At 62.1% G+C, this 13,174-nt stretch carries 10 protein-coding genes; 8 read left to right on the forward strand and 2 right to left on the reverse strand.

The features are described from left to right. Positions 1-13 precede the first annotated feature (13 nt). From LDZ23_RS34245 to LDZ23_RS34255, 3 genes are all read left to right on the forward strand, one after another. On the forward strand, positions 14-799 hold the full coding sequence (locus LDZ23_RS34245; protein ID WP_008345601.1) for a CbtA family protein: 786 nt from the start codon (positions 14-16) through the stop codon (positions 797-799). Next, the gene (locus LDZ23_RS34250) at positions 796-1,788 is read left to right on the forward strand and encodes a GlxA family transcriptional regulator (protein ID WP_008345598.1); all 993 of its coding nucleotides are present in this window, start codon (positions 796-798) and stop codon (positions 1,786-1,788) included. The genes LDZ23_RS34245 and LDZ23_RS34250 overlap by 4 nt, the downstream gene beginning before the upstream one ends. A gap of 239 nt (positions 1,789-2,027) precedes the next feature. Next, the gene (locus tag LDZ23_RS34255; protein ID WP_244808885.1) at positions 2,028-5,228 is read left to right on the forward strand and encodes a bifunctional diguanylate cyclase/phosphodiesterase; all 3,201 of its coding nucleotides are present in this window, start codon (positions 2,028-2,030) and stop codon (positions 5,226-5,228) included. 112 nt (positions 5,229-5,340) lie between these two features. On the opposite strand, the gene LDZ23_RS34260 is transcribed toward LDZ23_RS34255, so the two are convergent. Continuing rightward, positions 5,341-6,042, reverse strand: coding sequence for a TMEM175 family protein (locus tag LDZ23_RS34260; RefSeq protein ID WP_008345595.1), 702 nt, complete (start codon positions 6,040-6,042; stop codon positions 5,341-5,343). Between the two features lie 477 nt (positions 6,043-6,519). On the opposite strand from LDZ23_RS34260, the gene LDZ23_RS34265 reads away from it, so the two are divergent. From LDZ23_RS34265 to LDZ23_RS34275, 3 genes are all read left to right on the forward strand, one after another. Next, on the forward strand, positions 6,520-8,211 hold the full coding sequence (locus LDZ23_RS34265; RefSeq protein ID WP_008345593.1) for a methyl-accepting chemotaxis protein: 1,692 nt from the start codon (positions 6,520-6,522) through the stop codon (positions 8,209-8,211). 207 nt (positions 8,212-8,418) lie between these two features. Continuing rightward, a complete protein-coding gene (locus LDZ23_RS34270; protein WP_144403563.1) occupies positions 8,419-8,862 on the forward strand; it encodes a response regulator in 444 nt (147 codons plus the stop codon). A 527-nt stretch (positions 8,863-9,389) separates the two neighbouring features. Next, positions 9,390-9,671, forward strand: a complete 282-nt coding sequence (locus tag LDZ23_RS34275) for a hypothetical protein (protein WP_034471106.1) — start codon at positions 9,390-9,392, stop codon at positions 9,669-9,671. A gap of 176 nt (positions 9,672-9,847) precedes the next feature. Here the strand turns inward: LDZ23_RS34275 and LDZ23_RS34280 are convergent, their stop codons facing one another. Beyond that, complete coding sequence (locus LDZ23_RS34280; protein ID WP_033535651.1) at positions 9,848-10,435, reverse strand: MarR family winged helix-turn-helix transcriptional regulator; 588 nt, start codon at positions 10,433-10,435, stop codon at positions 9,848-9,850. Between the two features lie 235 nt (positions 10,436-10,670). Between LDZ23_RS34280 and LDZ23_RS34285 the strand changes: the two genes are divergently transcribed. Continuing rightward, positions 10,671-12,023 carry an MFS transporter gene (locus LDZ23_RS34285; RefSeq protein ID WP_008345585.1) on the forward strand — a complete coding sequence of 451 codons (1,353 nt, stop codon included), beginning with the start codon at positions 10,671-10,673 and terminating at the stop codon, positions 12,021-12,023. A 185-nt stretch (positions 12,024-12,208) separates the two neighbouring features. Then, positions 12,209-13,171: a PDR/VanB family oxidoreductase gene (locus LDZ23_RS34290; protein WP_008345583.1), complete on the forward strand. Its 963-nt coding sequence runs from the start codon at positions 12,209-12,211 to the stop codon at positions 13,169-13,171. The last annotated feature ends 3 nt before the right edge of the window (positions 13,172-13,174 follow it).

The raw sequence follows: 13,174 nt of genomic DNA on the forward strand, positions 1-13,174 counted from the left end.
CGAGGAGACGACGATGGTCGGCAAACTGTTGATGCGCGGCATGCTCGCGGGCCTCATCGCGGGACTGCTGGCGTTCTGCTTCGCGCGGGTGGCGGGCGAGCCGCAAGTCGAACGCGCGATCGCTTTCGAGGCCCATGAAGCGCACGAGCACGCTCACGCCGGCGATGCGCCCGAGCCTGAAATCGTCAGTCGTGAAATGCAAGCGGGCGTGGGCTTGCTGACGGGGGTACTCGCGTACGGCGCTGCATTCGGTGGGCTCTTCGCGTTGTGCTTCGCCTATGCGTGGGGACGCGCGGGAAGCATGGGCGCGCGGCCGCTTGCAGCATGGCTTGCGCTCGCGGCTTTCGCCGCCCTGGTGGTGCTGCCGGCGCTGAAATATCCGGCGAATCCGCCTTCGGTGGGCGCGGCGGAAACCATCGGCGTGCGCACCGCGCTTTATTTTTTATGCATGGGGATTTCCGTCGCCATTACACTGCTGTCGATAGCTTTGCGCCAAGCCCTGTCGCGCAAATGGGGCGATGCCAACGCGACGCTCGCCGGTCTGCTGGCTTTCGCGATCATGGCCGCCGCGATGCTCGCGCTGTTGCCGGCTATCGACGAAGTGCCCGCCGAGTTTCCCGCCACGTTGCTGTGGCAATTCCGGGTGGCGTCGATCGGCATGCAGGCGATCATCTGGACGGTCATCGGCGCTGCGTTCGGCGTGGCGGCGGAGCGCATGGCGTTGCCCGGCGCTGCGCGCGTGCATCGAGGCATGCCCATGAGCAAGTCTGTTCTCAGAGGATCCGGATATCCGCGATGAAACGCATCAAGGTCGGAATGCTCGTCTTTCCTGGATTTCAGCTGCTCGACATCGCCGGGCCGAAGGATGCGTTCGCCGAAGTCAAGGTGCTGAGTTCAGGCGAGTGCGAGTACGAGATGATGATGGTCGGCACGACGCGGGGCACGGTGCAATCGTCGAGCGGCCTGACTACCGTGCCGGATCGTACGATCTTCGATCCGTGCCCGGAGTTCGACACAATCATCGTGCCGGGCGGGCTCGGCATCTTCGACGCCTTCGACGATCCGGCGCTGAGCAACTGGCTGCGCGCGCAGCATCGGCAGTGCCGCCGCGTGTCCGCTATCTGCAACGGGTTGTTCGCCCTCGGCTCGGCGGGGCTGCTCGACAACAAACTGGTGACGACTCACTGGATGGACGTGCCCCGGCTCGCCAGCACTTTTCCGAAGGCGCGCATCGAGCCGGATCATATCTTCGTTCGCGACGGCAGCATCTACACGACGGCCGGTGTCACGGCGGGCATCGACCTCTCGCTCGCGATGATCGAAGACGACTTCGGCCGGCAAATGGCGCTCGATGTCGCCAAGTATCTGATCGTCTATCTGCGGCGCTCGGGCGGGCAGTCGCAGTTCAGCCCGCTGCTGGAAACGCAGGCTTCGCCGGGTTCGCAGACTATCGAAGTCCAGCAATTCATGCTGGATAACCTGCATGTGGATCATACGGTCGCGTCGCTCGCGGAACGCGTGCATATGAGCGCGCGCAATCTCTCGCGCATCTTCGCCAAGGATTGCGGCATCACGCCGATGACTTACCTCGCCAATGCGCGCATCGATGCCGCGCGGCGCTACCTGGAAGCCACGGACTTGCCGCTGAGAGTCATCGCACACCGATGCGGCTTCGAGGACACCGACAAATTCCGCCGCACCTTCCTGCGCCGTCTGCAGATCAGTCCGGTCGATTATCGCAACCGGTTCAGATCGATGAACAAGCAAGAGTCGCTCAGTGCGGTCTGAAGAGACTCGCCACGCGGGGATGATGCGCTGAGCGTGACTTTTCCGGCACTAAACGCGTGCATGGCCATGCACTTCTTCGGGGCTAAAGCGGCGCACTAAGACTTTAATTAAAGGTTAATTTTGGCGAGCCGTAAGAGGCGTAATAGATAGGTGGGCGAACACGATCGCCGGCGGCCATTCGCTGCCCTGTGAGCGCCCGCCTGCATGACTCTTCTTGCACGTTTCCAAACGTCTCGCCCATGAAACGGAATCCTTTCTTCAAGCTGCTCGCGCGTTTGCGCGTGGGGCACAAGTTGCTGCTCATCTACCTGCTCGATCTCAGCGCGGTGATCTACATCAGCGGGATTCTGATTCACGAAAAGTATCTGGCGATCGATTTTTCGAACAAGGAGATTGTCGGCAACGCGTATGTTCACGAGGTCGAACATGGCATCACGTCCATCGCGATGGCGGGCGCGGGCAAACCGCCGACGGCGGCGCAGCTCGATGCCGAGATCGACAGGCTCGTTCGTGCCGAGCAGCAATACGGCGCGCAAATGGGAAGCGCGGAGCCGAGCAACGCGCTGCGGACCGCTCTGCAGACGATGGCGCACGAACGCGAGGTCGGGATCGCGTCGACGGACCAGGCGCTGACCGCCTCCCGCGATCTGATAACGCGCATCGGTAATCAGTCGAACCTGATTCTCGACCCGGATCTCGACAGCTACTACGCGATGTCGCTCTCGATCTTGCGCTATCCCGCGCTGCTGACCGCGGTGAACAGCATCGGGCGCCATCTGCACGACGGCGCTCACGCGCGCTCGCGAGAGGAAGTGCGTTCGCGCTATCTGGTCCTCGAAGGGCAACTCGACGGGGTCATGCAAGGTTTGCGGTCGGACTACGCCGAGGCGGGGGCGGCCAATCGTCAATTCGAGCGCACACTCAGCCCGTCGTTTGATCGAATGCGCATTGCCGTCGAGGCATTCAGGCATGCGGCGCGCGTGGTGGTGGACGACAACGTGGCGCCGGATGCAGCTGTGCTGATGATCGTCGACAGCGCGCAGCAAGCGCTCGTTCAAAGCGTAGACGGCCTCTGGCGCGATACCGGCGAGCAGCTAGACGGCCTGCTGCATGCACGCGTGCAAGCCCTGTTTTCGCGCATGTGGCTGCATTTGGGCACGGCGCTTTTCCTGCTCTGCGCCATCCTGACACTGGTTTATTGCGTCGCGCAGCAGATTTCGTCGCCGCTACGCAAACTCGCGCGCGTGATGGATGTGGTGCGCCGCACCGGCGATCACACGAAGCGCGCCGACTGGGACAGTCAGGACGAGATCGGCCAACTCGTGCGCGGCTTCAACGAAATGCTTGCGCAACTGGATCGCGAACGCGTCGTGCAGAAGGAATTGGCGGCGACCGCCCGCGCGTCGGCCGCGCAATCAGCGCTCGTGGAAGCCACGCCCGTGCCGATGGTCGTCACCGCCATTCCCGGCCACGAGGTATTGCACGCCAATGCGCCTGGACTCTTCTGGCTCAATGGGAGCAGCACCGACCCGTGGGCTCAGGGTCTCGACTCCGCGACCCGCGCGCGCTTCTTTCAGCAACTTTCCGACCGCGAAGCCATCGACGAATTCGAAGTTCACTGGAAAGCGACCTCGCAGCCGAGCTGGGCGATGCTGTCGGCGCGCCGTCTCGACTTCCAGGGACGCGACGCCATTCTCACCGCCTTCACGCCGATCAATCAGATCAAGCTCATGGAGCAGCGGCTGGAACTGTGGGGCAAGGTGTTCGAGGCATCGTCCGAGGCGATCGTCATCCTGAACGCCGAGGCGCGTCTGCTCACTGCGAATCCTTCGTTCTTTCGCGCAACCGGTTATCGGATGGACGACGTGGCGGGCAAGCCGCCGGCCTTCATCGACACGCAGGCGCAGGAAGACGAAAACGGTCCGCTGGGTAACCTCTTGCAACGCGTCGGGCGCAGCAGCACCTGGCACGGCGAAGCGCAAATAAGCCGCCGCGAGGGCGGTGATTATCCGGCGTGGCTCATGATCAGCGCGGTACACGACAAGCGCGGCACCGTATCGCATTACATCTGCACGCTGATCGACATCACGGACCGCAAGAAGAGCGAAGCGCGCATTCAGTTTCTCGCGCAGCATGACGTGCTCACCGAACTGCCCAACCGTGCACTCTTTGCCGCGAAGCTCGGCGTTGCCATCGCAGCAGCGCAGCGAACGCGGCAGCGCGTCGCGGTGCTGTTCATCGATCTGGACCGCTTCAAGAACATCAACGATTCGCTCGGACATCACATCGGTGATGGCCTGTTGCGGTCCGTGTCGCGACGCCTGCTCAATGCGGTCGGCACCCACGACACCGTGAGCCGCCTGGGCGGAGACGAGTTCACGGTGCTGCTCAACGGAGTCGGTCACGCGAGCGAAGTGGCGCGCAGCATCGAACAGCGGCTGCTCCCGCTGCTTCGCGAAGCGCATGAAGTGAGCGGGCTGACACTGCAGGTTGCGAGCAGCATCGGCGTCGCACTATACCCGGATGATGGCGAAGACATCGATACGTTGATGCAGAACGCCGACGCCGCGATGTATCAGGCCAAGTCTGCCGGACGAAATCAGGTCAAGTTTTTCTCGGCCGACATGGCCGAACAGGCGAGGCATCGGCTCACGCTGGAAACGTGTTTGCGCACGGCTATCGAGTTCGGCGAGTTGCGGCTCGAGTGGCAGCCGTGCCTCGAAGCGCGGTCCGGTGCGCTCGCGAGCGTCGAAGGACTGCTGCGCTGGAAGAGCGCGGTACTGGGTGAAATCGGTCCGGCTGTGTTTATCCCGGTGGCGGAGGACACGCGCCTCATCGTTTCCATTGGCGCGTGGGTGATCGAGGAAGCGTGCCGGCAGCTTGCCGCCTGGCGCGACGAAGAGGGCCTCGAAACACGCGCGTCCGTCAACATTTCGGCGCTCCAGCTACGCGAGCCGGAGCTCGTTGCGGCGCTTGGCACGAGTCTGCTCGCGCATGGCGTGCCGCCGCATTGCCTGGAACTCGAAATCACCGAGACGGTTCTCATGGATGGCGCCGAACACTACGCGCAAGCCATTCACGCCATTCGCGGGCTTGGCGTCAAGCTCTCGCTCGACGACTTCGGCACCGGCTACTCGAGTCTCAGCTATCTGAACCGGTTTCCGCTCGACCGTCTGAAGATCGACCGCGCGTTCGTGCGAGACATGCTCGACGCATCTGCCGATCTTGCCATCGTCAAGGCGATCGTCGATCTCGGGCATGAGCTTGGTTTGCGCGTGGTGGCCGAAGGGGTGGAAACCGGCCATCAAGCGCAAGTGTTGCGCAAGATCGGCTGCGATGAGTTGCAAGGTTTCCTGTTCGCACCGGCGATCCCAGCCGAGGAATTGGTGCTGTGGAACAGGGCGCGGCAGGACGAGGCGCTCGATGCTTCGCCGGCTTGAGGCGAAGCATCGAGGCCGGCGCCCGTGCAGCCGTCGAACTCTGCTGGAATGACGAGCGGGATTGAGCAAACGGCCGAATTTGGCCGATCCCGCTCGAGACAGCGCGCCCCCTTTACTTGCCTAATTTCTCAGCCTCGCTCGGCTCCTCTCTGGGGTTGTAGCGCGGCGTGGGCTGTGGCAGCAGAAAGAAGGCGATGGACAGCAGTGCAATGGCCACGCCGATGCGGCACGCCGCGATCGCGACGGGAACTGCAGCGATCTGAACCAGCGTCGCAGCGCCGTAGCGGCGCGTCATCTGCTGGAGGAAATCCGGCGCGAGCCGTTCGTCCATCAGCCGGCGGCCTGGCATTGCATAGAACCACTTCGCCATCCAGGTGCAGGCGGTCAGGGCAAGACCGGCAACGAGGGTTACTGATGCGACGGGCTCGAAGCCCGTGCCCAGGTGAAAGCACCACACGCGGATCGGATAAGGAATGACGACGATCGCCAGCAGGAACAGGAGGTTGATTACGCCGAACCAGTGATCGCTCTTTGCATAAATGCGACCCGAATAATGGTGTTGCAGCCAGTAGGCTCCGATCACGACATAGCAGAGAACGAGCGCGAGATATTCGCGCCACTGCTCCGCCATGGCGCTTGCCAGGTCGCTATAGTCATGCGTGCCCTCGGGGGATCCGGGAACCTTGATCTCGACGATCAGCAGGGTCAGCGCGATCGCGAACACCGCGTCGCTGAATCCCTCGAAGCGGTCGAGTCCGCGCTCGGCACCATGCGTTTCCGTGTCGGCAGATTTACGCCTGTTACGTAGCATCATCTGAGTCCTTTCGCGCTCGGCAAGATCAGAGTCACCGGCCGAAAAACGGCAACGCTTTTCCTTTGCGTGCCGCCTTCATTGGCAGCCGACGAAGCACGGCCCGGACGACTCGCGCGTTCGCAAGGCTGACTGACCGAGCGCCGAACCCGTCTGACGCGGCCCCGCTACGACGGCGTCGCGGCGGAAAGACTCGAAGCATTCGGTGTGCCGCCCACGCGTTCGCAAGCGGGGGTTGGGCATCACGATACCGGCCGACCAGACGTAGCTTTGCTTGAAAGGGGTCAAGTCGACCTTTGAACACGTCCGACGGGGGAACGCTCGGGTACCGCGGCAGCGTGTCCGCAGCGCGTCCCGCGGTCGGCCAGACGAAAACCGGATGTCCGCCGCGATCCTCGACTCAAGTGCTTGCGGTTAGTGCCGTTAGCAGGGAGGACGCCGCGAATTGCCGCGACCACAACCATGCACACGGAATCTGCAATGAAAGTTTCTACTCGGCTGACACTGTTAGCCGTCACAGCGCTTATCGCTTTGCTCGCAGTCGGAGGATACAGCGTCTATAGCGAGCGACGCGCAATGCTCGATGCGAAACAGGCGGAGATAGTCAACCTGTTGAAAATGGCCGAGCACCTCGCTGAGTATTATCACAATCAGGAAGTTGCCGGTGCGATGACTACGGAGCAAGCGCAGTCCGCAACGAAGACCGCTTTGAACAGGATGAATCATTCCGATCAGAGTTACTTCTGGGCCCGCCTCCCGGATGGGACCTCGCTCGTTCATCGCAAACAGGAGAACATCGGCAAAATCCTGCTGGGCAAGGCGCCGGACGGACGGCCAGACACAGAGTTCTATCGCGAGATGCTCGCCAAGGAGCACATCCCCGTGGTGATGGTGGTCACCGCCCACCCATCGACCGGCGTCATGACAGGCAAGATGAACGGCATTGTCGAGTTCAAGCCTTGGGGCTGGTGGATCGGCACCGGATTCTTCACCGACGATATCAGCGCCACCATCCTGCATACGACGCTTCAGACTGCCGGCTTGATAGGCGTAGCGCTCTTGGTCATTGCTGCGTTGGCGTGGAAAATCATACGCAGCGTCACCGGAGCCCTCGGCGGAGAACCGGAGTTTGCCGCGCGCGTTGTTCGGGAGATTGCAGGCGGCGACCTCGGTTCGCCAACGCCCTTGAAGGACGGTGATGACCGCAGCCTTCTCGCGGCAGTCGAAAGCATGCGCCGTGGTCTGCAAGACATGGTTATCACGATCCGCACAAGTTCGGAATCCGTATCATTTGGCGCTGTTGAGATTGCGGCTGGCAATACCGACCTCTCGAGTCGCACAGAGCAGCAAGCGGCATCGCTGCAAGAAACCGCCGCGAGCATGGAGGAACTGACGGCGACGGTTAAGCAAAACTCGGAGAACGCCCAGCAAGCGAGCGGACTGGCGGACAATGCGAATGCGGTCGCCAACGAAGGAAGCGCCATCATCGGTCAGGTGATTCAGACGATGGATGGCATCGAGCAGAGCTCCGAAAAGATCGCCGAAATCATCGGGATTATCGAAGGCATCGCATTCCAGACCAACATCCTAGCGCTCAACGCTGCAGTCGAAGCAGCACGCGCCGGCGAGCAGGGCCGCGGCTTTGCCGTCGTTGCGAGCGAAGTGCGCAACCTTGCGCAGCGGTCATCGACGGCCGCCAGGGAGATCAAGGATCTCATCGAAACGTCAGGCGGAAGAGTCCAAGAAGGGACCGTACTCGTCGCACAGGCAGGCGAGACGATGAAGCGTGTGGGCACGGCGATCCAGCGAGTCACCGACATCATGGGCGAGATCGCCTCCGCATCCAACGAGCAAAGCCGTGGCATCGAGCAAGTGAATCAAGCTATCTCGCAGATGGACGAGGTGACGCAGCAGAACGCCGCGCTCGTTGAAGAGGCAGCGGCCGCGGCAGGTTCGATGGAGGATCAGGCGAAGCAACTGACCGCCGCCGTAGGCGTGTTTCGCACCGGTCAGACGCTCGCCGTCAAGCCAATCAGTCATCGCGCTCCTCAGACGCCGCGATCCGCACTCGCCGAAAAAAGCGGGACGACGCCGCGCGTGCCGAAGCCTTCGAGCGGGCAGAAGCCGGTTGCAGTCGCGGCGGCGGCTGACGGCGACTGGTCGACGTTCTGAGCGTGGCGGGCGGCCGATGCCTTGGCCTGAGTCGGCGGCGAAGGCTTGCGTCGAATTCGACGCGTAGTCTCGATCGGACGTCCTTGGGCTCGCTCAACACCGTCGTCTCGAAAGGCGGCCGTTGTAGTGAATCAATAGTGCGAAGCATCTTGCAGGGGCGATAGCCAATACTTGCGAGCGCTTCTTTGAATGAAGGAGAAGGAAAGGGTGGTAAATGCTCACACGCGTTTGTTGGTGGTCGATGACATGGCCACCATGCGCAATCTGATCCGGAAAATGCTGAGAGCGATCGGTTATACGACCATCGACGAAGCAGAGGATGGAGTGTCAGCGCTCGAAAAGTTGCGCACGCAACAGTTCGATCTCGTCATAACTGATTGGAACATGCCCAATATGGACGGGCTGACTCTCCTGCAGGAGATCCGCAAGTCCGATCTGGCCGAACTGCCGGTATTGATGGTGACCGCCGAAAAGCGGCGCGAGAACGTGCTCGCCGCGATCAACGCCGGTGCGAGCGGCTATATCGTGAAGCCGTTTTCAGAAGCCGCGCTCGCAGACAAGCTGGCTCAAATTGCGCCGCCTTTAGCCAGCGCCGCGCCGACAGGTAAGGACACATCCGGATTCGGCGCGATCTTCGAGAGAACCCTATGATGGCGCGTGCGCTCTGCTTGGTCGCTCGCAAGCGACACAAGAGGATTTTTTCGGCGTCTGCGAGAAGCGCTCGAGCGTAGTTTCTACATAACCGGCGGCGTAGACGGCAGGGCGCTGAGCATGGAGCGCGACCGGTGGCCGGATGCTGACTCGCGTTTAATCGACTACGCGATGCGTCTGGCTGGCCGTCGCTGGGACTCACCATCCGCCTCGGTGCGCGCGTGAGGGCCGTGCCGATGCTGCGGATGTCGCGCTGAACCTGCATCGAGTGCGCCCACCCGAGCAGGTGCGCCCGCCGTTTGCATTCGACGATGGACCATGACCAGCCTCCGTGAGCCGGCCGTCAACGTTGTCCTTCATTCGCGCCAGTGGACGGCACGCCGGCCGGACTTGGAGGATCGCGTAATTCAGCGTCTTCGTTAGCGCGGTGGGGCGGGTTCTTGGGCTGTGCCGGACCGAGATCGGTGAGCCCGTCGAAATCGATCGGATTCTGAGGCGGCTTGCTGTTTTCCGTTCGTGCGGCGCACATGATCGGCTCCATCGTTGTCTTGATTTCTCAAGAACAGCAAACGGTGTTCCGGCCGTTTGGCATTCTTCGTGCTGCAGTCGATGTTGGGCGCCTCGAGGCGCTCACATTCACGTACCGATTGGAGCCGATCATGACCATTCCGCAGAACGAACCCGGCACTGACGTTGTCGATACCGACAAGACGAAGCAACCCGACACGAAGCCCGCTGAACCGAAACAGGATTTGCCTTTGACGGAGGCTGATGACGGCAACACTCGGACGCCGCCGAATCCATCGTGACCGGCAAGGGACCGGCCATAAGCAAGCGTCCAAAACGCCCTTTGCACGTCATTCCCGCACCAGGCGCGCTTCTCGATCAGCACCCAAAAACTCGATGCGGAAATCGTGATGGATGACCGCCCAATCGATCCGTTCGAGGTCGCATGACGCGATCGGCGCGGAGGCGCTACGGCGCATCACGCGTCTTCAAAACTCTCGCCGCGCTCGGCGATCAGCTTGCCCAGTTCGCGCGTCGATAAGACGCGTCGCATGGGATTGGTCGAGCCCGACTCATCATCCGCGAGATTCTCGATGATCGTGAGCAGCACCTTGCGCGCTGTCTTGATTTCGCGGTCAGTCAAACCCGTCACGCTGATCTCGTTAACTTCCTCGGCAAGCGGAACCAGTTGGTCTTTCAATGCGCGCCCTTCGGCGGTGAGGAACACATGCGTGTTCTTCTTGTTGTCCGGCCGCTGCTGACGCTCGACGAGTCCCAGCTTCTCCATCGCAGTGACGGCGGCGAAGGTCGTCGGCGCCATCACGCCGGCCTGTTCGCTCAATTCGCGCTGCGTCAGGCCGTCTTTCTCCCACAGAATGCGCAGGAAAGTCCAGTGCCCGAACGACACCGAGTGCTCGGCGAGCCGCATCTGCAGTGCGCGCACCATCGAGCGCGTGGCGTCCTTTACAAGGTGCGCGAGGCGATCGTTGGGCACCGATTCGTGCCAATGGCGCAGCATCTCCGCGGTCTCGCGGGGCGCGCCCTCCACAGCCTTCTTTCGTGTCATGGCGGTTCGTTCCCGAATGCAGTTGGTCTTCCCGACATCATAGCCGCGCAGCCGTCGCGCCCGCATCCGTTGCAAAGCGCGCAGAACTCCGTGCAAACCCGAACTTGTCCGCGCGCGCCTGTCTCCTTACCATAATGATTAGATATCGAATAAAAATAAGGTATGTCCGGGTCGCGGGAGGCATCTTTCTGCGCCAGGGCATCGTCCTCATGAGCATGGGAATCGGAGACGCTTTGTGGCCAAATCCACAGTCACGCAATTCATATCGGAATCGGACGCGGCGGCAGCGCGTGTAGAGGCCACGTATCACAAGGTCACCTGGCGGCTGATGTCGTTCATCTTCGTCTGCTGGGTGCTCAATTATCTGGATCGCGTGAACGTCAGCTTCGCGCAACTGCATCTGAAGCAGGATCTCGGTCTGTCCGACGCCGCTTACGGTCTCGGCGTGAGTCTGTTCTTCATCGGCTATATCCTGCTGGAAGTGCCGAGCACGCTGTGGCTCAAGAAGATCGGCGCACGCCTCACGATTTCCCGCATCATGATCCTGTGGGGCGGCATCTCGACCGCGATGGCCTTCATGACCACGCCGGCGCAGTTTTATATCGCGCGCATCCTGCTCGGCGCGGCGGAGGCCGGGTTCTGGCCCGGCATCATTCTCTATCTGACGTACTGGTACCCGGGCGCGCGGCGCGCGCGGATCACATCGCGCTTCCTGCTGGCGATTGCCGCGGCGGGCATCATCGGCGGGCCGCTCTCGGGCTGGATCCTGCATAACTTCGTCGACGTGCTCGGCTACAAGAACTGGCAGTGGCTCTTCTTTCTCGAAGGCCTGCCTGCGCTGCTGATGGGCATCGTCGCGTTCTTCTATCTCGTCGATCGCCCGCAAGACGCGCGCTGGCTCGACGAGGAACAGAAGAAGATCATCCTCGATGCGCTCGCCGCCGACCGCGCCGAGAAAAAGCCCGCCAAACATACGCGTCATCAGTTGCTGGCGGCGCTCAAGGATCCGCGCGTGTATATCCTCGCGGCGGGCTGGGGCACGGTGCCTTTGTGCGGCACGATCCTCAACTACTGGACGCCGACCATCATCCGTCAGGCGGGCGTGTCGGACGTGCTGAACGTCGGTTTGCTGTCCGCGCTGCCGTACATCATCGGCGCGCTCGGCATGTTCGCGGTCGCGCGCAGTTCCGACGTGACGCTGGAACGCCGCTGGCATTTCTTCCTGTGTACGGCGGTGGGCGCGCTGGGCGGCTTCCTGCTGCCCGTGCTGGCCGGCAATACGACAGCGGCCATCGTCTGTCTGGGCATGATCTCCATTTCGTACTTCGGCGCGGCCGCGATTATCTGGTCGATTCCGCCGGCCTATCTCTCCGATGACGCCGCCGCCGCGGGCATCGGCGCGATCAGTTGCCTGGGGCAAGTCGGCGCGTTCTGCGGACCCATCGCGCTCGGCTGGATCAAGACGATGACGGGCAGTCTGGCCATCGGGCTATCGGCGATCGCGGCCATCGTCATGCTGGGCGGACTCGCCGTGCTGATCGGCGTGCCGGCCAACACGCTGCGCGAGCACGCGGAAAAGCATTCGTAAGCATCGATTCTCGCAGCAGCGGCGGCGCCTTCGTCATGAAGGCGCCGTTTTTTCTTGTAACGAGGTGACGCGTTTCAGGGAAAACCCGCTTGCCGATAAATGATTAGATATCTAATATAAACGTCATGGTGATCGACGCTGGGAAGGCTCGATCGAATGAGGCGACAAGCAGGGGAGCCGGTGCAATGAACGACGAACTGTCATTCAGGACGCTCGTGGTGACGAAGAAGGATCAGGTGGCGGAAGGCATCTTCCGTTTCGAGTTGCGTGACGGCGCAGGCGGCGAGCTGCCTGCGTTCACGGCCGGCGCGCATCTGACGGTGCGCGTGCCGAACGGCGCGAATCGCAGCTATTCGCTGTGCAATGATCCGGCCGAGACCGACCGCTATGTGATCGCCGTGAAGCGCGACGCGGCGGGTCGCGGCGGCTCGGTCAGCATGGCGGACGACCTCGCGCAAGGCGATCGCATCGACGTCTCGGAGCCGCGCAACGAATTCGTGCTCAACGAGCGCGCGCGCAGTTTCGTATTCGTTGCGGGCGGCATCGGCATCACGCCGATTCTCTCGATGATGCGTTATCTGAAGGCCATCGACGGCCCGCGTTTCAAGCTCATCTACGTCTCGCGCAGCCCTGAGACCACCGCTTTCATCGACGAACTGTCGGGCCCGGAATGGAAGCCGCATGTGGTCATTCATCACGACCACGGCGACCTCGCGCAAGCGTTCGATTTCTGGCCCGTGTTCGAGAAGCCCGCGAGCGGCGCTCATGTGTATTGCTGCGGCCCGCGCGCGTTGATGGACGGCGTGCGCGACATGACCGGGCACTGGCCGACCGGCAGCGTGCACTTCGAGAGCTTCGGCGTGGATCAGTCGCGCGCAGCCGACAACGCGCCTTTCAGCGTGAAGCTGGAACGCTCGGGCCGCTCTTTCGAGATTCCGAAGGACCGCTCGATTCTCGAAATCTTGCGAGACAACGGCATCCGCGCGCCGAGCTCGTGCGAAAGCGGCACTTGCGGATCGTGCCGTACGACGCTGTGCGCGGGCGAAGCGGATCATCGCGACATGGTGCTCGGCGAGGACGAGAAGCGCGATCAGATCATGATCTGCGTATCGCGTGCGAAGAGCGAAGAACTGGTGCTGGATCTCTGAAGA

The sequence above is a fragment of the Caballeronia zhejiangensis genome (genome assembly GCF_022879815.1).
In the GTDB taxonomy this organism is placed as follows: Bacteria; Pseudomonadota; Gammaproteobacteria; order Burkholderiales; family Burkholderiaceae; genus Caballeronia; species Caballeronia zhejiangensis.